General features: G+C 63.9%; 16 protein-coding genes. 11 read left to right on the top strand and 5 right to left on the bottom strand.

What is annotated here, in order from left to right; translation table 11 throughout:
- The coding region (locus AC1DS6_RS22150; RefSeq protein WP_477103092.1) for a phosphate acyltransferase at positions 1-312 on the top strand (312 nt) is incomplete at its 5' end.
- A gap of 123 nt (positions 313-435) precedes the next feature.
- Here AC1DS6_RS22150 and AC1DS6_RS22145 read toward each other — a convergent pair.
- Positions 436-996, bottom strand: a complete 561-nt coding sequence (locus AC1DS6_RS22145) for an LbetaH domain-containing protein (RefSeq protein ID WP_441628424.1) — start codon at positions 994-996, stop codon at positions 436-438.
- A gap of 342 nt (positions 997-1338) precedes the next feature.
- On the opposite strand from AC1DS6_RS22145, the gene AC1DS6_RS22140 reads away from it, so the two are divergent.
- The 4 genes from AC1DS6_RS22140 to AC1DS6_RS22125 all read left to right on the top strand — a co-directional run bounded on the left by AC1DS6_RS22140 (position 1339) and on the right by AC1DS6_RS22125 (position 6680).
- Entirely contained in the window at positions 1339-2421 is a 1083-nt protein-coding gene (locus AC1DS6_RS22140; RefSeq protein ID WP_477103091.1) for an enolase C-terminal domain-like protein, read from the top strand.
- 162 nt (positions 2422-2583) lie between these two features.
- Positions 2584-3651, top strand: coding sequence for a carbon-nitrogen hydrolase family protein (locus AC1DS6_RS22135; RefSeq protein ID WP_045240866.1), 1068 nt, complete (start codon positions 2584-2586; stop codon positions 3649-3651).
- Positions 3652-3852: 201 nt separating this feature from the next.
- Positions 3853-5520: an L-lactate permease gene (locus AC1DS6_RS22130; protein ID WP_477103090.1), complete on the top strand. Its 1668-nt coding sequence runs from the start codon at positions 3853-3855 to the stop codon at positions 5518-5520.
- A gap of 98 nt (positions 5521-5618) precedes the next feature.
- On the top strand, positions 5619-6680 hold the full coding sequence (locus tag AC1DS6_RS22125) for a threonine aldolase family protein (RefSeq protein ID WP_441628418.1): 1062 nt from the start codon (positions 5619-5621) through the stop codon (positions 6678-6680).
- A gap of 27 nt (positions 6681-6707) precedes the next feature.
- Here AC1DS6_RS22125 and AC1DS6_RS22120 read toward each other — a convergent pair whose 3' ends face one another.
- From AC1DS6_RS22120 to AC1DS6_RS22110, 3 genes are all read right to left on the bottom strand, one after another.
- A complete protein-coding gene (locus AC1DS6_RS22120) occupies positions 6708-7598 on the bottom strand; it encodes a LysR substrate-binding domain-containing protein (RefSeq protein WP_441628416.1) in 891 nt (296 codons plus the stop codon).
- Between the two features lie 260 nt (positions 7599-7858).
- A complete protein-coding gene (locus AC1DS6_RS22115) occupies positions 7859-10906 on the bottom strand; it encodes an FAD-binding and (Fe-S)-binding domain-containing protein (RefSeq protein WP_477103089.1) in 3048 nt (1015 codons plus the stop codon).
- A 178-nt stretch (positions 10907-11084) separates the two neighbouring features.
- On the bottom strand, positions 11085-12299 hold the full coding sequence (locus AC1DS6_RS22110) for a pyridoxal-phosphate-dependent aminotransferase family protein (protein WP_477103088.1): 1215 nt from the start codon (positions 12297-12299) through the stop codon (positions 11085-11087).
- A gap of 159 nt (positions 12300-12458) precedes the next feature.
- Between AC1DS6_RS22110 and AC1DS6_RS22105 the strand changes: the two genes are divergently transcribed.
- The 5 genes from AC1DS6_RS22105 (at position 12459) to AC1DS6_RS22085 (ending at position 16046) form a co-directional block, all read left to right on the top strand.
- Positions 12459-13196, top strand: a complete 738-nt coding sequence (locus AC1DS6_RS22105; protein ID WP_441628410.1) for a GntR family transcriptional regulator — start codon at positions 12459-12461, stop codon at positions 13194-13196.
- A 34-nt stretch (positions 13197-13230) separates the two neighbouring features.
- The gene (locus AC1DS6_RS22100; RefSeq protein WP_477103087.1) at positions 13231-13536 is read left to right on the top strand and encodes a hypothetical protein; all 306 of its coding nucleotides are present in this window, start codon (positions 13231-13233) and stop codon (positions 13534-13536) included.
- A gap of 105 nt (positions 13537-13641) precedes the next feature.
- Complete coding sequence (locus tag AC1DS6_RS22095; RefSeq protein ID WP_477103094.1) at positions 13642-14190, top strand: c-type cytochrome; 549 nt, start codon at positions 13642-13644, stop codon at positions 14188-14190.
- Between the two features lie 514 nt (positions 14191-14704).
- A complete protein-coding gene (locus AC1DS6_RS22090) occupies positions 14705-15481 on the top strand; it encodes a DUF2092 domain-containing protein (protein WP_441628404.1) in 777 nt (258 codons plus the stop codon).
- Positions 15482-15491: 10 nt separating this feature from the next.
- A complete protein-coding gene (locus AC1DS6_RS22085; protein ID WP_477103086.1) occupies positions 15492-16046 on the top strand; it encodes a hypothetical protein in 555 nt (184 codons plus the stop codon).
- 409 nt (positions 16047-16455) lie between these two features.
- On the opposite strand, the gene AC1DS6_RS22080 is transcribed toward AC1DS6_RS22085, so the two are convergent.
- Complete coding sequence (locus AC1DS6_RS22080; protein ID WP_441628400.1) at positions 16456-17346, bottom strand: LysR family transcriptional regulator; 891 nt, start codon at positions 17344-17346, stop codon at positions 16456-16458.
- A 100-nt stretch (positions 17347-17446) separates the two neighbouring features.
- Between AC1DS6_RS22080 and AC1DS6_RS22075 the strand changes: the two genes are divergently transcribed.
- Positions 17447-19423, top strand: a complete 1977-nt coding sequence (locus tag AC1DS6_RS22075) for an alkyl/aryl-sulfatase (protein ID WP_477103085.1) — start codon at positions 17447-17449, stop codon at positions 19421-19423.
- The last annotated feature ends 83 nt before the right edge of the window (positions 19424-19506 follow it).

The following is a 19506-nucleotide window of genomic DNA, read 5'->3' as shown; positions in this document are numbered from 1 at the left end:
CCGGAACTCGAGGTGGATGGCGAGATGCACGGCGATTGCGCCCTCGACCCGAAGCTGCGCGACACGCTGGTGCCGGACGGCGCGCTCAAGGGCGAAGCCAACCTGCTGGTGTGCCCGAACATCGATGCGGCCAACATCGCCTACAACCTGCTCAAGGTCGCGGCGGGCAACAATGTGGCGATCGGGCCGATCCTGCTCGGGGTCAAGGCGCCGGTGCACATCCTGACGCCGTCGGCGACGGTGCGGCGTATCGTCAATATGACGTCGCTGGTGGTAGTGGGCGCCGCGGCAATGCAATCGCCCAAGGACTGAGTCGCCGGGTACCGGCGCCAGAAACAAGCGATCACCGCCGGGACTGCGGATGCCCGGCGGTGATCAGCGATACATGAAAGCCAGCAGGGGGCAAGCCTTGTCCGATGCGCGAGCCCCCTCCCCTCACAGCTCGTTCTGGATGCGTTTGTAGCCGCTTACAAACTGATTGTTCGTACGTGCGACATCTTCAGAGAATTCGGCGGCATCCGCTGTCACTCGCGGGATCTGTTCCAGATCCGTTGCCGGCCCGATCCGCTCCGTGGACGGCACATGGAATCCGCGCGGCAGGCGGCAGCCATCCACCACGGCGTTGTGCCGCACAACGCAGTCATGGCCGACCGAGCAGTTGTACAGGACACTGTTGAATCCGATAAAGACGCGGTCCCCCACGTCGCAGGGTCCGTGGACGATGGCGCGGTGGGCAATGGACGTGTCCGACCCGATCAGCACCGCCGCACCCGCCCGGGAATGAATGATTACCCCATCCTGGATATTTGAGTTCGCGCCGATGACGATCGGCTGCATGCCGCCGTCCGGCCCGACCTCATCCGCCCGGATAACGACATAGGGTCCGATGAACACATTCTCACGGACCACCACGCGCCCGCAAATGATTGCGGTAGGGTCGACAAATGCACTCTCGTGAATAACCGGTAAATCTCCGCTTGGGTTCTTTCGAATCACAGCATGGTCCCTTGGCATGTTTTATCGCAGTGCATGGCCAAGGGCATCCCGCGGAGCACCCCGTCCCGCACAGTCTCCGCGCGCACTGGCGCCTGGCATGAGCACCATACAGCGGCGCCACCGGCTCAGGCAACGGAAAGGCGGCCGCCGGCGAATATTTCAATCCCGCTTGATCGTATTTCAAGGTACTTCGTTTTTATTCAAAGCGACGGACGAATACGAGCCTAATGATTACGGGCTCAATGATTCGTGAAATACTTTCAAAGCACTCCCATACTGCCGCTCCCGATTCTCAACGCATACTAGCGTCATCCGTTTTTGAGAAACCCAGCGAGAGCGATTATGTCCAACTCCCCGTTGATCACCGGCTTCGATGTGCGCCCGGTCATTGTTCCACTGCACCCTCCCCTGCGAACCGCAAGCGGTGTCATGGCGACCGCGCCGCTGGTGCTGCTCGATATCAAGACCAGCAGCGGCATCGCCGGCAGCGCGTACATCTTCACCTATACGCCGCTCGTCCTGCGGGGCGTTGTCCAGGTACTGAAAGACGTCCTGCCGGTGATGGAGTCATGGGCACTCGAACCGCGGGCGAATATGGAAGCGCTCCGGCGCAAGTTCGTCCTGATCGGCACGCCAGGCCTCCTCGACATGGCCCTGGCTGCGATCGACATGGCCCTGTGGGACGCGCATTCGCGCGTCATCGGACTGCCGCTGGTGCGGGTGCTCGGTGGCACGCCGTCAAAGACGCTTGCCTATGCGAGCTTCGGCATGGAGCGTCCGAATGATGCCGCGCCGCTGATCGAAGCCGCCGTGCGGGCGGGCTTCCGCGCCATCAAGATCAAGATTGGGTACCCGACCCTGGAGGAAGACCTCCGGGCTGTGCGCGCCGCCAGGGCACTGATCGGCACGGACGGCAAGCTGATGGTCGACTACAACCAGTCCCTGTCCGTCCCCGAATCCATCCGCAGGGGCGAGGCCCTCGACGAAGAGCGCATCGAGTGGATAGAGGAACCGACAAGGTACGACGATTTCGCCGGCCACGCGAAGATCGCCGCCGCGGTCAGGACCCCCATTCAGCTTGGCGAGAACCTCTACGGCCCGCGCGAGGTGCTCCGCAGCATCCAGCAAGCGTCATCGGACCTCATGATGCTCGACCTGATGAAGATCGGCGGCGTATCGGGCTGGCTCGACGCCTCCGCGGTCTGTGCCGCAGCCACCATCCCGGTCTCCACGCACTTCTTCCAGGAGGCGAGCGCGCATCTCCAGAGCCTTACCCCGACCGCGCACTACCTGGAGTACTTCGGGCTCGCTGACGCGGTCCTGCTGGATCCCTTGCAGGTAGCCGAAGGCGCTGTCGAGCCCGGCGAGCTTCCCGGACTGGGCATCCGGTGGAACGAAGACGCGATCCGCCGTTTCGCCGCCTGATTTTCCCGGAACCCGGCTTTCGAACGCCAGCGCCTGAATGATCAGGCACCCTAGGCACCCAAGGCACCCAAGGCACCTAAAGCACCTAAAGCACCTAAAGCACCTTAAGCAGCTAAAGCACCCAACTGCCGGCAACGGCATTTCTTTCGGAGACAGCCTAAAATGAAAACCTATCCCAAGTTCAAAGCCGCCGCGTGCCATGCGGCACCGATCTACTTCAATACGCCGGCGACCGTCGACAAGGCCTGCGCATGGATCGCCGAAGCCGCCGGCAACGGCGCCGAGCTCATCGCGTTTCCGGAAGCCTTCATCTCTTCCTTCCCGGTCTGGTCCGGCGTCTGGGCGCCGGTGGATGTGCATGAGTTCTTCGTCAAGCTGGCCTCGTCAGCAGTGGAAGTGAATGGCCCCGAGGTCAGGCAGATCCGCGATTGCGCCAAGCGGCACGGTGTCTTTGTTTCACTGGGCATCAACGAGGGCACACCGATCAGCCCCGCCTGCATCTGGGACACCAACATCCTGATCGGCGACGACGGGTCCATCCTGAATGCACACCGCAAGCTCGTTCCCACGTATTGGGAAAAGCTCACGTGGACACCGGGCGACGGCAACGGCCTGCGCGTGTCGGACACTCGCATCGGCCGCATCGGTGCGCTGGTTTGCGGCGAGAACACCAATGCTCTCGCACGCTTTACGCTGCTCGCACAAGGTGAAAACGTGCACGTTTCGTCCTTCTCTCCGCGCTGGCCGACCAATCCGCCGGGAGAGTCGGGCTACGACCTTGAAGCGGCGATCCGCCTGCGCGCCGGCGCGCACGCCTTCGAAGGCAAGCTCTTCAATATCGTGGCATCGGGCTTCCTTCCCCCCGAAGCCATCGACATGATCAGCCGCGACAATTCCAGGGCTCGCCAGTTGCTCGAAGAGTCGCCGAAGAGCGTTTCCATGATCCTGGGACCGGATGGCCAGCCCATCAGCGAGGTGATCCGCGACGAGGAAGGCATCGTCTATGCGGATATCGACCTCGCGAAATGCGTGGTGCCGAAGCAGTTCCAGGACGTGGTCGGCTACTACAACCGCTTCGATGTGTTCCAGTTGAAGGTCAACCGGCGCGCGCTGGCGCCAGTTGAATTCTCCTCGCATCCGGAGGAGCGCACTGCCGGGGCCGAGGACGACGACCTGAACGATCTCCTCTTCAATTCCGCGGGCACCGTCCCCGCGCGGCACAATGCCTGACCCGAAGCGCGATGGCGCGCTATTGCGATAGTGCACTAGTCAATATTGCAATGGTCAATCGCGGTCCGGCCCCCCAGCGCCGGACCGCCGATCTCTTCACGGCGTGAATTAAAACCAGTCTGAAACCACTCCGTGCCCCACCGGCGAAGTATCGAAACATATCGATTCAGCCGCATAAAAATGCATTGCTAGGAGACAAACATGGCATGGAGTCAAATCTATGATCCATTGGGAAGCCCGTTGCTCTCGACACTCGTCGCAGCGATCCCGATCGTCGTACTGTTGGCCGCACTGGCCTTCTTTCACATTCAAGCGCACCTGGCCGCGGGCCTGGCCCTGCTGGCCGGCGGCGCCGTTGCCTGCACGGTCTTCGGGATGCCGGCGAGCATGGCGGGAAAGGCAGCCGCATACGGCATTGCCTCCGGCCTCTTCCCGATCGGCTGGATCGTCCTCAACATCATCTTCCTGCACCGGCTGACCACGCAGAACGGCTTCTTCAAGGCGCTCCAGAATTCGATCTCCGGGGTCACGGAAGACAAGCGCATCCAGCTATTGCTGGTCGCGTTTTGTTTTGGCGCCTTTTTTGAAGGCGCCGCCGGATTCGGCACGCCGGTCGCGGTCACTGGCGCCATCCTGATCGGCTTTGGCTTCTCCCCGCTCGCCGCATCCGGGCTCGCGCTGATCGCCAATACGGCGCCGGTGGCATTCGGCGCGCTTGGCTCCCCTGTCCTTGCCCTCGCTTCCGTCACGGGGCTGGATCTCTTGCAACTTTCGGCCATGATCGGAAGGCAGTTGCCCTTCTTCTCGGTCCTGGTGCCGTTCTGGCTGATCTGGGCGTTTGCCGGTTTCCGGGGCATGAAAGAGATCTGGCCGGCCATCCTGGTCGCAGGTGTCAGCTTCGCGGTCCCGCAGTATCTCGTTTCCAATTTCCACGGGCCCTGGCTTGTCGACGTCATCTCCTCGCTCGTATCCATGAGCTGCCTGGCCCTGTTCATGAAGGTCTGGAAGCCCCGCAAGATCTGGACATCCGCAAAGCTGTTCAACCGTCACGATGATTCCAGGGTCGAGAACCACGAGCCGCCGCAAACGGAAGCCCCGGGACGCCGCATCTCCGCGGCGAAGGCGTGGATGCCGTGGGTCATCCTGACTGTGTTTGTCTTCCTGTGGGGGATTCCGCAGGTCAAGAAGTCCCTGGATGTCCTCTGGACCTGGAAATACAGCATCCCCGGCCTGGACAAAATGGTGCTCAAGATGCCGCCGGTGGTCGCCGCGGCGATTCCCGAATCGGCCGTGTACTCGTTCAACGTCCTGTCGATGGCCGGCACCGGCATCCTGGTCGCGTCGGTGATCGGCGGCATCCTGATGGGATACTCGCTGCCCAGGCTGCTGCGGGAGTACTGGCAGACCATCAAGCTGGTCCGGTATTCGCTGCTGACCATCTGCGCCATGTTCGGCGTGGGCTACCTGACCAAGTTCTCCGGCCTGGACGCGACGCTGGGGCTTGCCTTTGCCCATACCGGTGTCCTCTATCCGCTCTTCGGCACGATGCTCGGCTGGCTTGGCGTGGCGCTGACCGGATCGGACACGGCCGCCAACGTGCTGTTCGGCGGCCTGCAGAAGACCACCGCTGAACAACTCGGCCTGTCGCCGTACCTGATGGCATCCGCCAACAGCTCAGGCGGCGTCATGGGGAAGATGATCGATGCGCAATCCATCGTGGTTGCCTCGACCGCCACCAAGTGGTACGGGCATGAAGGCGACATCTTGCGCTACGTCTTCTTCCACTCCCTGATCCTGGCCGTTCTCGTTGGACTCTTCATTACGCTGCAGGCGTATGTCTACCCGTTCACGCAGATGGTCATCCATTAGCTTGGCGCCTGCCCCTTCCCCAAAGAGGCAAGCATTTGGCCGATCCCCCGGATCGGCTTTTTTCCCTCGCCGCTTTCCCTATCACGAGGCAGGATTCCATGCATACGCGGATCGATCTCTACAGCGACACTAAGACCCGGCCTTCGCCCGGCATGCGCGCGGCAATGGCGGGCGCCACCGTTGGCGACGAACAAGCCGGCGAGGACCCGACGACGCTGGCCCTCTGCGCACGGGTAGCCGGTCTCCTGGGCATGGAGGCCGGCGTCTTTCTTCCGTCCGGGACGATGGCCAACCTGGTCGCGATCCTGGTGCATGCCCGGCCCGGCGACGAGCTGATCGCGGACAGCCAGTCTCACATCGTGTGCACCGAGGCCGCCGGTGCCGCCGCGATTGGCGGAGTCGCCGTCTATCCGCTCGAATCGCCGCACGGCATCTTCGATGCGGCACAGGTCGCCGGCGCGATCCGTCCGCGTGGCCGTACCTCGCCGCGAACCGCCATGCTGTGCGTCGAGCAGACGACCAATTTCGCCGGCGGCGCAGTCTGGAGCATCGGGCAACTGAAGGGCGTGCGCGATGTGGCGCAAGATGCCGGCCTGGCATGCCACATGGACGGCGCCCGCCTGCTGAACGCCAGCGCCGCTACCGGCATGGCGCCGTCGGACTATGCACAGGGATGGGATAGCGCGTGGATCGACCTGACCAAAGGACTTGGGTGCCCTGTCGGGGCCGTGCTATGCGGCACCGGGCGTTTCATCGAGCGCGCGTGGGAATGGAAGTACCGCCTGGGCGGCGCCATGCGCCAGTCCGGCGTCCTCGCGGCAGCCGGACTGTATGCACTGGACAACCACCTGGAACAATTGCCCCGGGATCATGAGAATGCCGCGCTGATTTGGCGGGCGCTGGCCGCCAGCCAGCTCTTCCGCTTCGATCCGCCGGTGCCGCAGACCAACATCCTGCGCTTCGCGTTCTCCGACGCCAGGATCGACAATGCGGGATTCGCCGGACGATGCCTTGAACGCGGCGTGAGGGTCCGGGCTATCGACCGTGGCTTCGTGCGCGTCACCACCCACCTCGACATCTCCGCCGATATGGCGGCGGCCGCTGCCGCCACGATGCTGTCGGTTGCCCACGAGATGCGCGGCGGAGCCTCAGGCGGTTGATTCAGGCTGATTCCGGCTGATTCCGGCTTACTTCAACGGATTGCGCAATATGTCGGTCATCCAGCGGACGAACTTCACAATATCGCTCCCCTCTTCGCATCCCGGCGGGTAGGTGATGTAGTACGCGTAGATCGAGCGCACCTGAAGGTCGAACAAGGGAACCAGGACGCCCGAACTGATCCAGCTCCGCGCCATCCTGTTGCGCGCCAGTGCAACGCCCTGGCCGTTCACCGCCGCTTCCAGCATCAGCCCGAGGTCGACAAACTGCGCGCCGATGCTCGGCTCCGGCCAGTCCAGCCCGGCGGCCACCAGCCAGGGCCGCCAGGGCTCAAGCGGACAACGCAGGAGGCGTGCCGTGGATAGTTTCTCGGGCGACTGGAATGGCCCGACATCGCGAAGGTAGCTGGGACTGCAGACAGGAAAGACCGGCTCATCCAGTATCTTCACCGTTTCGAGGCCCGGATAATTTCCTGTGCCAAAGCGGATCTCGATATCCGCATTCTCGGATTTGAGCCCCACCAGCGGCACGGACAGCTGAAGAATCAGCTCGATATCGGGGTGCGCATCCTGGAAACCGGTGAGATGCGGCACCAGCACCTGGCGCGCAAAGGTCGGCGGTGCGGCGACGCGCAACTGGCGGATCTCTCCGGCCGACCTTGGCCGGGCGCTGTAGTGGCTCAACGCGTTCAGCGCTTCCTTCACCACTTCGAGATACTCGGACCCTCGCGCCGTCAGGGTGAACCCGCCCTGGACCGAATTGAAAAGCTCGATGCCCATGACGTCTTCAAGCTGGCGGATGCGATGACTGATCGCACTGGGCGTGACGCACAATTCTTGCGCCGCCAACGTCCCGCTGCGCAGCCGCGCGACGGCTTCGAACGCGGTCAGGCATTGCAGCGGTGGAACTCTATACGTCATGGAAAGTGCTCACGAGTGTACCTACCCCAACCGCTGCGGATGCGACGGACAACAGGCGTTCAGAGCTACGCGAGGGAGGAGAACCCGAGACGCCGGAGCACACTATCGGGGCGTATCCTCCATGCCCGGTGCGCGTATGCCTGCGGCAACGGAACCTCGCGCAAGTATAACCGCACAGGTCGTGCGCGTTGCCGACGGGGCTTCACCGGCGCGGTCCAGCGGGCGATCGCGGTTTCGCAATCGCCGCGGGACAACACAGGTCAGCCCGCGCGCAGCAAGGCATCGAAATCCTCGTCGAGCGCGGACGCCAGCAAGCGGGCAACATGCACCGCCGGCGTACCCGTCCCGTCATGGATCTGGTGACGGCAGCTCGTTCCATCGGCGACGACAACCGCGTCGCTGCCGGCGCTTCGGACCGCTGGCAGCAGGGATAGCTCCGCCATGGCCCTGGACGCTTCAAAGTGCTCCGCTTCATAACCGAAGCTGCCAGCCATTCCGCAGCAAGACGACTCCACCGTGTCGACCTTGAGTCCCGGAATCCATTTCAATACCGTCTGTACCGGGCGGAAGGCATCGAACGCCTTCTGGTGGCAATGGCCATGCACAAGCACCTTGTTGCCGGGAATGCCTGTGAGCTTGAGCGCCAGCCGGCCGGCTTCCTTCTCCGCCACCAGGAACTCCTCGAACAGGTAGGCGGACTTCGCCAGGCGCCGGGCTTCGTCGCCGAATCCGTAGCTCAGGAACTCGTCCCGCAGGGAGAGCAGACAGGATGGTTCCAGTCCGACGATGGGTACACCGGCATCGACGTAAGGCTTCAAGGCATCCAGTGCGCGCCTTGCCTCGGCTTTGGCTTCGTCGACAAGGCCCGCCGCCAGGAAGGTGCGCCCGCAGCAAAGCGGCCGCTGGTCCGGCGAGACATTGAAGTGAACGTCATACCCGGCCGCGCTCAGCACACGCTCTGCGGCAACCGCGTTCGCCGGCTCCATATAGTTGTTGAACGTATCGACAAAGAGCAAGACGGTCTTCTCGCCGATCGCTGTCCGGCCTGCCGTCTTGCGCCTCGACAGAAACGAACGCTCGAAGCGCGGCAGCGACCGCTCGGGAGCAAAACCGATCCAGCGCTTCATCAGCGAGGACAGCACCGGGATCCGGTCCGCCAGGTTGACCAGCGGCGCGAACTTGCTCGCCAGCGGCGCATAGCGCGGCATGAATGCCACCAGGCGGTCGCGTAATCCCAGTCCGTGCCGTTGCGTCCAGGCCGAGCGCGCCTCGATCTTTACCTTCGCCATGTCCACGCCGGTCGGGCAGTCCCGCTTGCAGCCCTTGCAGGAAACGCAGAGGTCCAGCACTTCCTTGACCTCGGGGCTGGCCAGCCCTTCCGCCCCCAGCTGGCCGGACAATGCCAGCCGCAGGGTGTTGGCGCGCCCGCGGGTCACGTGCTTTTCATCCTTCGTCACGCGGTAGCTGGGACACATGGTGCCGGCATCGAACTTCCGGCAGTGGCCGTTGTTGTTGCACATCTCCACGGCCTTCGCCAGCCCCTGGGCGCGGTCGCCGCCCAGGCCGGGGGCGGTCTCCACGCCCGAGATGGGGTCCCGCATGACATTCCATGCGGTCCAGTCGAGCGCGGGCTGCAGCGCGATCGCCTGGTACTCCGGGGAGTAGCGGAAGTGCCGGCTGTCGTCCATGCGCGGCGGCTGGACAATCTTGTCCGGGTTGAAACGGTTATCCGGGTCGAACAGCGACTTGATCTCCCGGAATGCCTGGTGGATCCTGGGGCCGTACTGCCACGCCACCCATTCGCCCCGGCACAGTCCGTCCCCATGCTCGCCAGAGAACGCGCCCTTGTACTCGCGGACCAGCTCGGCGGCCTCCTCGGCAATGGCCCGCATTTTCGCGGCGCCATCGCGCCGCATGTCCAGGATCGGCCGGACATGCAGGGTACCCACGCTGGCGTGGGCGTACCAGGTTCCTTCCGTGCCATGCCGATGGAACACGCCGGTAAGACGGTCGGTGTACTCCGCCAGGTGCTCAAGCGGTACCGCGCAGTCTTCGATGAAGGAGACGGGCTTGCCATCGCCTTTCATGCTCATCATGATGTTCAGGCCGGCTTTCCGGACTTCCCACAAGGCCTTTTGCTGCCCCATGTCGGCCATTGGCTTGACCGAGCCGGGCAAGCCCAGGTCGCCCATCAACTCGACCAGGCCATCCAGTTGCCTGAGCAGGGAATCCTGCTGCTCGCCCGCGAACTCCACCAGCAGGATGGCCTGTGGATTGCCGACCAGCGCCTTCTCGATCACCGGGCGGAAGGCGGGATTGCCCATCGCCAGGTCGATCATCGTCCTGTCGACCAGTTCCACCGCGCACGGACCCAGCTTGACGATGTGCTGGGTCATATCCATTGCCTGGTAGAAGGTGGGGAAGCTGACGACGCCCAGGACTTTATGCGCCGGGAGCGGCGAGAGCCTGAGCGTGAGCTGCCGGCTTACCGCCAGCGTCCCTTCGGACCCGACCAGGATATGCGCCAGGTTGGCCAGGCCATCGTCCGTGTATGACCGCGGATTCTGGCAATCGAAGATATCGATGTTGTAGCCACCGACCCGGCGCAACACCTTCGGGACCCGCTCGACAATCTCGCGATTCTCGCGTTCGGCGATGTGCCGCAGTCCCGCCAGTATCTCGCCCAGCCGCCCCGGCTGCGGATCGCCGCGCACCGAAGCAAAACTGGCCTGCGTGCCGTCGGCAAGGACAGCGTCGATGGCGTGCACGTTGTGCACCATGTTGCCGTACTCGATCGAGCGGGAGCCGCACGAATTGTTGCCTGCCATGCCGCCGATCGTACATTGCGCCCCCGTGGAGACGTCCACCGGGAACCACAAGCCATGCGGCTTCAGCCAGGCATTCAGGTGGTCCAGGACAATGCCCGGCTCAACGGTGACCAGCCTGGCCTGCGCATCGAAGCTGACTACGTTATTGAGCCATTTGCTGTTGTCGATGACGAGCGCCTCGCCCACGGTCTGGCCGCACTGGCTGGTCCCCGCCCCTCGCGCCAGGATCGGGGCTCCGCTATCCCTTGCTATGTCCAGCGCCAGGATCAGATCGGCCTGGTCGCGCGGCACCACGACGCCCAGGGGCATGATCTGGTAGATCGACGCGTCGGTGGAGTACCGCCCACGGCTGGCGGCATCGAAGAGTACGTCCCCCCTGAGTTCCTTGCGGAGAAGCCTGGCGAGCGGACTGCCTGAACCGGCACGCGAAGGCACGAGATGAACGGGTTTCACCAGCGGAGACGGGGATAGGATAGTCATGATAGGTGGCGGTGGGCCTGGCGGATGCCGGCCACGCGAGCGGGGCTTCGGCGAGACCACGAAAATGTCTCGGGGGAAGCCCGGCCGCGCTGACGGAAGATGAAGTGAATGCGGCCTGGTCCGGGCACCCGTCCCGGACCGTCAGTCACATCCCTGGCGCTGCGCTAACGGGTGGCCTTCAGCTTTTGACCAGCGGTGGAACGACCTGATCGCCAAGGAATTCCATCGCCGCCAGCACGCCACTGGCGGCGGTCTTCACGCCGGAGATCTTCAGGCCCATCTCGCATCCCGCGAGCGCCCCGACCAGCGTCAGGTCATTGCAGTCGCCCAGATGGCCGATCCGGAACATCCGGCCACGCAACTTGCCCAGCCCGGCGCCCAGGGAAATATCGAAGCGCTCGTAGGTATTCCTGCGGACCACGTCGGCATCGACACCATCCGGCATCATGACGCCGGTCAGCACGGGGCTGTACACCGCGGCGTCCACGCACTGGATTTCGAGCCCCCAGACCCGCACCGCGCGCCGGCATGCCTCGGCAAGACGCTTGTGGCGGGCAAAGACATGCTGAAGCCCCTCCGTCTCGATCATGTCCAGCGCTTCCGACAAGCCATAGAGCAGATTCGTATTCGGCGTATAGGGCCAGTATCCGGTCTTGTTCATCTCCAGGATCTCAGACCAGCCGAAGAAACTGCGGGGCAACGTGGCGTGACGGCTGGTCTCGATGGCCTTGGGGGACAGCGCATTGAAGCTGATCCCCGGTGGCAGCATCAGGCCCTTCTGCGAACCGGAGATGGTCACGTCCACGCCCCATTCATCATGCCGGTAGTCCGCCGAGCCAAGGCTGGAGATCGTATCCACCATCAGCAGCGCCGGATGCCCGGCGGCATCGATGGCGGCCCGTACCGCCGCGATATTCGAGGTCACGCCCGTCGACGTCTCATTGTGGACGACGCAAACCGCCTTGATTTCATGCTGCGTGTCAGCGCGCAACCGTTCTTCGATCATCGGGGCATTCACGCCGCGCCGCCATCCCTCGATGCCGGGAAGCCCGAGAAACTCGGGCTGCAGGCCGAGACTGCGCGCCATCTTGTCCCACAGCGTCGCAAAATGTCCCGTCTCGTACATCAGGACCTTGTCACCCGCGCTCAGGGTGTTCACCAGCGCGGCCTCCCAGGCGCCGGTTCCGGACGCGGGATAAATGATGACCGGATGCCGCGTCTGGAAGATCTTCTTGATACCATCGAGCACCTTCAGGCCAAGCGCGCCGAACTCGGGTCCGCGATGGTCGATCGTCGGATAGCTGATCGCCCGCAGGATCCTGTCGGGGACAGGACTCGGCCCCGGAATTTGAAGAAAGTGGCGACCGGAAGGATGAAAATCCAGCTTAAGCATTGCGTTCTCCTCTGATGAATTTTGAATACAATTCAATTTAGCAGAACGATCTCCATAAATCCGGCAAGCCGGCTTGAAGTTTTCTCAATCCCGTTTGAGCATCGATTTGCCGACATTTCCGTTAGTATTTCCGCACAAGGAAGCTAATTGGAGTCCTGCATGCAAACGGCACCGCCGCCGGCCCGCCCCGGATCCGCGCCATTGCTCCCGAAGGTGATGCGCCAACGCCTCCATGACGCGGTGGTGGACCATATCAGGAGTCTCATTGTCGAAGGCAAGCTGGTGGCCGGCCAGAAGATGAATGAGCGCGAACTCTGCGAGGTCTTTGGCATCTCGCGAACGCCGCTGCGCGAAGCGATGAAGGTGCTTGCTGCCGAAGGACTGATTGAGCTCACCCCCAACCGTGGCGCGTCGGTGGCCAGCATGTCGGCACCCGAGATACGCGAGGCTTTTGAAGTCCTTGGGGGCCTGGAGGCCCTGGCGGGGCAACTCGCGTGCGAGCGGATGACCGACGCGGAGCTGCTGGAAATCAGGCGCCTGCACCACGATATGATCGCGTGCCGCACGCGCAACGATCTTGCCGGCTACTACGCACGGAACCAGACGATCCATGACAGGATCAACGAGGCAGCGCGAAACTCGGCGCTGCGCCAGATCTACCAGACCGTCAACCGGCGCTTGCAGGCGCTGCGATTTCGCTCGAATTTCCAGGCGCCGAAATGGGACAGCGCGGTGCAGGACCACACGCAGATGCTGCTGGCGCTGGAAGCGCGGGACGGCGCCAGGCTTGCCGGGATCCTGCAGCGGCATTTGCTTGATAAGCGGGATGCGGTGTTGGGCACGCAGACGTTGCCGGGTGATGTTTATTCTTGCGAGTCGGGTGCATTTCACGCTTAATGCACTTATATTGCGCGAGCGAAGATGGACGGCAATGGATCTCGATTCTTTTTTCCTGGATTTCAGTGACGATGCCCTGAACGACACGCTCCCATACCTGTGGCCGGATGCTTGTTTGATCCATGTCAACGGCAATTCGCTGGAACTTCCTATGCTCTCCGGATGGCCGTTTCCGCTTGCACGATCCGGGCCGAGGCCGATTACCAATCCAAACACCTGGTTCCGGAGGCTCAACGGTACGAGTGCAAATTGCAACGGCAGCAACGGAATCGCCAGCGGCAACAACACCTTATATCCGATTGCCCGGCTTGCATTCCGATCCGGATCCCCCCAACGCTAACGGCCCTGAATGACCATGAAACTGCCCTTCGTCACGAGTATGCGAATGCATTCCCTGCTTCTGACTGCAAGCATTGCGCTGACGGTGACGCTGACGGTGACGGTGATGCCGGCGCGCGCGGAAGGTGGCGCGGGGCTGGCCCAGCAGCTATGCGCGACCTGCCATGGCGCGAGTGGCCGCAGCGACTCGCCCAGGTTTCCGCGACTGGCTGGCCAGACCCCCGAATATCTGCAGGCACAGCTCAAAGGCTTCCGCGATCATGAACGCGGAGAATCCGATGCACGCTCGCACATGTGGGGAATCGCCGCGCAACTCGATAACGCGACGATCCAATCGCTGGCCGACTATTACGGGAGTCAGACGCCGGCGCCGGGTGTGGCCGGCGACCCCGAACTGACGAGCAAAGGACAAACGATTTTCGAGCAAGGCTTCGCTGACCGCGGGGTGCCCGCCTGTGCTTCCTGCCACGGCGCACGGGCCGAGGGCGCCGGCGCATTCCCGCGACTGGCCGGGCAGCATCGCGCCTATCTGCTACGCCAGATCGAAGTGTTCAAGAACCGTTCGCGCGGCAACTCGCCCGTGATGAGCGCGGTGGCGCACGATTTGAGCTACGACGAGGCCAGCGCCGTGGCCGCCTACTTGCAATCCAGGTGATCGCCTCCCCTTCCAATGCAGGCGGCGGGGTCGGTGCCGCGACCTGCGCGCGCGCCTTATACGCCATTTCGCGACCTCGCGACCGCGTGTAGTCCTCTCTGCACTATAGGGAAGCAGGCAAGACGCAGCCTGCGAATGCCACGTCTCAGACTGGAGAAGCGCTAAACCTGGGCCGCCCGCGCCTATGAATGGGCTTCTTGTCCTGGATCAAAGTTTACCTGCCGGCTTTGACTAGGTTGGAAGTGTCTTGCGACCGGGTACTGCATGCGTTTCCTGGCATCGCGAACTCCGAGCTTCTCCCGCAGCGTGCGGAGTGAGTGCAACGGCGCGGTGCAGCCGGAACCGGTGTGGCAAAAAGCGGGGCACTGGACGAAATTTCCGGTGCCATGCCGAAGTCGAGGCGGCCGATTGCGAACAGGCGGCCAACGTCCCTCGATCAGCTAAAGCGAAATATCGCCGGCGGCGAGCCGTCCATATTGTTGCAGTGAATTTCATTTCACAAGAGGAGACAGCCATGGAACGGAAGATTCTGGTGCTCAGCCTTCTGGCTATGGCGCTCGCGGCACCGCCCAATCATGCTCAGACTCCGCCGGCGGGCACGGCCCCGGCCGCGGCCGCGGCGAGCGCTGTCGATCAAGGATCGATTCAGGCACTCAAGGACATGGGCGCCTATCTGCAGACATTGAAGCGCTTCCGGGTATCGAACGATCTGACCGCCGAACGGGTGCTGGCGGATGGGCAGAAACTACAGCACATGGCAAGGGCGGATATGGACGTCGTCCGTCCGAACAAGCTGCGCGTCATGATGCTAAGTCCGCGCTCAGAACGCGAACTGATCTACGACGGCAAGACTGTTACCCTCTATACCCCTGCGCAAAAGTATTACTCGTCGGTGGAATTTTCCGACACCATCGGTGGCCTGATCGCCCGGTTGCAGGAAAAGTACGGCGTGGAACTGCCGCTAACAGATCTCTTCATCTGGGGTACCCCCGCCGCGCCACTCGACAAGATCGAGTCCGCAATGAATGCCGGCCAGGACTTTGTCGGAAAGGACCTTTGCGATCATTACGCTTTTCGTCAGGGCAATATCGACTGGCAGATCTGGATTACCACCGGAGGCAAGCCGCTGCCGCGCAAGGTCGTCATCACCAATCGGGCGGATGAAGCCCGTCCGCAATCGGTCTCCCTCCTTGAGTGGAACCTGACGCCGAGCTTCACGGACTCGGTGTTCAGCTTCACGCCGCCGAAAGGCTCTTCCAAGATCGAGATCGTGCCGGTCAAGACAAAGTAAAGGAGCCATCATGAAGAGATCATTCAGCAAGTTGCTTCAGATGCCGCTGGCCTTGCTTGTCCTCGCCAGCTTCGCGTTGGTTCCCGCGGGCGAGGCGGCAGCTCGTGCCGGCGGCGGCGGCGGCGGCGGCGGTGGCGGAGGTGGTGGTGGTGGCGGTGCTCGCGCACAAGCGGCTGGTGGTGGCGGCGGCGGCGCTCACGCGCAAGCGGCTGGCGGCGGTGGTGGCGCCAGGCAGACTGCTCAGGTCAACAATAGCAAGGCCGACGCGCGGACCAACAATGTCCGCAACACCAGTGTGAACAACGTCAACAACGTCAACAAGAATGTCAACGTGAATGTCCAAGGTAATAGTGGCGGTTGGGACAATGACTACCACCCGGTCGGGGCCGCTGTCGCGGTCGGTGCCACGGTTGCCGTGACTTCGGCCATTGTCGGCTCGATGGTGAGAACCGTGCCGCCAGGTTGCGTACCGGTCAACTATAGCGGCATGGTCTACCAGCAATGCGGCACTACCTGGTATCAGCCGCAAGGATCCCAATATGTGGTCGTGAATCCTCCGTATTGACGCCTGCGTGTTCGGCTTCAACATCTCATGGTGATCCCCGACTAAAGCAGACAGCTGGCAGCGACGCGCTCTCGACCTCTGCCAGCCACAAGGCCAGTTCCCACCAGTCCGCCGCGGCGTTCGCGCACGGCCCGCCGCCGAAGGCCGCCAGTGCGGCCTCGATGCGCTGCGCCGTCCCGGCCAGCCCGGCATGTGGTGCCGGCGCGGATCCGACGGCGGCCGGCACCGGCTGTCCCGATAGCCAGCACCACGGCGCGGGACTGTGTCATCAGGACCAGCGACTCCATTTCCAGTTCGACCCCGAGCACACGCACCGTGCCCGCCACACGCCGGATGGGATTGCCACGCGCTTCGGCGATCCGCAGCAGGTTCGCCAGTGCGTCGACGGCGCCCCGGCACGCGCAACCGGCTATGCAGCCGCCTCGACCACCGCCACCGCCCTTTCCGCCGCCGGGGACAGCGTGCGCTGCGCCAGGCGCACGATCACGAACTCCACGGTCATGGCGGGGGTCCCCGCCAGTTCCAGCGGCACGAGCGCGCCGGCCTCCAGTTCGGCCCTGAGCGCGCGCGCGGGCGCCAGCAGGACTGCATCGGAATGCCGCGCCAGGTGCGCCAGTGCGCGAAAGTCGTTGCACTCCACCTGCAAGGGCAGGGTTTCGCCAGGCCGGCAGCCAAGCAGCCTGCGCAGTTGCCCGTGGCCGTACGGCGGCAGCGTCACCGACACCAGGGCGGCCTCGCGCAACAGCGCCGGCGTGACCCGCCCGCGGCTAAGCGGATGGTCCGGGCGCACATACCAGCCCGAGCGCTCCGGCCGCAGCCGCCGAACCTCCAGTTCCGCCACCGGCGGAATCGTGCGGTGCTCCGCCACCAGGAAATCCAGCGTCTCGGCGTGCAAGGCGGCGAGCAGCGCCGGCGCGCTATTTACCTCGGCCGTCACGCGCAACTTGGGCCATTGGCGATTCATGGCGGATAGCACCTCGGGCAGCAGGATGGCCGCGGGAAATGGCCCCATCCCCAGCTGGACGCTGCCGATCTCGTGCTGCTGCACCAGCGCGAGATCGCGCGACAGGCAACGGGTTTCGAACAGGATGCGGCGGGCCCGCTCGGCCACCATGCGCCCCGCCGACGTCAATGTGACCCCGCGCGCGCCGCGGTCGAACAGCGGCATGCCGGCCTCGGCTTCCAGCGCCTGGATGCTGCGGGTCAGCGCGGGCTGGCTCAGGTGCACGCGGCGGGCGGCCGCCGCCAGCGAACCCTCTTCCGCCACCGCGATCAGGTGTTCCAGGCGCTTCAGGTTCAAGACATGCGCTCCATGCATTGCTGGGATAAAAAACTTGCAATTGAATTATAGGTTCCGGTCGACTCCAATAGTCGCCTTGCCCGTTTCACAGAGCCTTGCCATGTCCCTTCGCCGTACCTTGCCCGCCCTGCTGGCGCTCCTCGCCTTCCAGGCTGCCACCGCCCAGACGGCCAGCGCGCCGGCTTCGCCCGCGACCGCCCAGGCCAATGCGGCGTGGCTGCAGGCGCTGCCCTTCGGCGACCGGCAGGATTTCGAGGATGCCCATCGCGGCCTGGTGGCACGCTTCCCCGAAGCCACCATCCGCACCGCGGATGGCCGGGTGGCGTGGGACTTCAACGCCTATGCCTTCGAGCGCGCCGATGCCGCGCCGCCTACGGTCAACCCCAGCCTGTGGCGGCTCGCGCAGCTCAACAACGAAGCGGGCCTGTTCAAGGTCACTGACCGCATCTACCAGGTGCGCGGGGCCGACCTCTCGAACATGAACATCATCGAGGGCGACACCGGCATCATCGTGATGGACCCGCTGATCACCGCCGAGACCGCGAGCGCGGCCCTGGCGCTGTACTACGCGCACCGGCCCCGCAAGCCGGTCGTCGCCGTGATCTACACGCACAGCCATGCCGACCATTTCGGCGGCGCCAAGGGCATCGCCGACGAAGCCGACGTCAAGGCCGGCAAGGTGGCCGTGATCGCGCCGGCCGGCTTCATGGAAGAAGCCGTCAGCGAAAACGTGCTGGCAGGCAACGCCATGAGCCGGCGCGCGCAGTACATGTACGGCACCACCCTGCCCCGCAGCGCGACAGGGCAAGTCGACGCGGGACTGGGCAAGGCCACCTCGCGGGGCACGGTCACGCTGCTCGCACCCACCGACCTGATCGCCAAGACCATCGAGACGCGCCGCGTCGATGGCATCGACATCGAGTTCCAGCTCACGCCCGGCACCGAGGCGCCGGCCGAGATGAACCTCTACTTCCCGCAGATGCGCACCCTGTGCATCGCGGAGAACGCCGCCCGCACCCAGCACAACATCCTGACCATCCGTGGCGCGCAGGTACGCGACGCCAAGGCGTGGTCGTACTACATCGGCCAGGCACTGGCGCGCTATGGCGAGCGCAGCGACATCCTGATCGCGCAGCACCACTGGCCCACCTGGGGCCAGGCGCGCATCAACGAGTTCCTGTCGGACCAGCGCGATATGTACGCCTACCTGAACGACCAGACGCTGCGCCTGATGAACCATGGCATGACGCCCATGGACATTGCCGACACGCTGCGCAAGCTGCCCGAGCCGCTGGCCAGCAAATGGTATGCGCGCGACTACTACGGCTCCATCAGCCACAACGTGCGCGCCGTCTACCAGCGCTACCTGGGCTTCTACGACGGCAATCCCGCCCACCTGAACCCGCTGCCGCCGGTGCAGGGCGCGAAGAAGACGATTGAATGGATGGGCGGGCCGGACGCGGTCCTGGCCAAGGCGCGCGAGGCCTATGCCCGCGGCGAATACCGCTGGGTGGCGCAGATTGGCAATGAACTCGTCTTTGCCGACCCGTCCAACGCGGCGGCCCGCGCGCTGCAGGCCGATGCGCTGGAGCAGCTCGGCTACCAGACCGAGAACGCCACCTGGCGCAACGCCTACCTCACCGGCGCGCAGGAACTGCGCAACGGCGTCAAGCGGGGCGCGTCCGGCGGCACCACATCGCCCGACATGGTGCGCGCGCTGACCGTACCGTACTTCTTCGACTACCTTGCCGTACGCCTGAACGCCGACAAGGCCGCCGGCAAGGCCATGACGCTGAACTGGAACTTCACGGACCTGCGGCAGCGCTACGCCATGACCCTGCGCAACAGTGCGCTGACCTACCTGGCCGACACGCAACATCCGCGGCCCACGGCGTCGCTCACCCTGGACAAGGCCACGCTCGACCGCATCAGCCTCAGGCAACTGACGCTGCCGGAAGCGATCAGCAATGGCAGCATCCGCATTGACGGCGATCCCAAGGCGGTGGCGTCGCTATTCGGCATGCTGGATAGTTTTGACGGATACTTCAATATCGTCACGCCGCAGGCGGTGCCTTGAAGGCGCCGCAATCATGGAGAGACCGATGCCGATGCGAGTGACCTGCCCCCTCAGCGCGCTTCTCTTTTGCTGCGTCGCCGCAT

Source organism: Cupriavidus sp. 05L310, assembly GCF_056398185.1.
The sequence above is the reverse complement of the archived record's forward strand: the minus strand, read 5'-3'. Positions and strand labels throughout refer to the sequence as shown.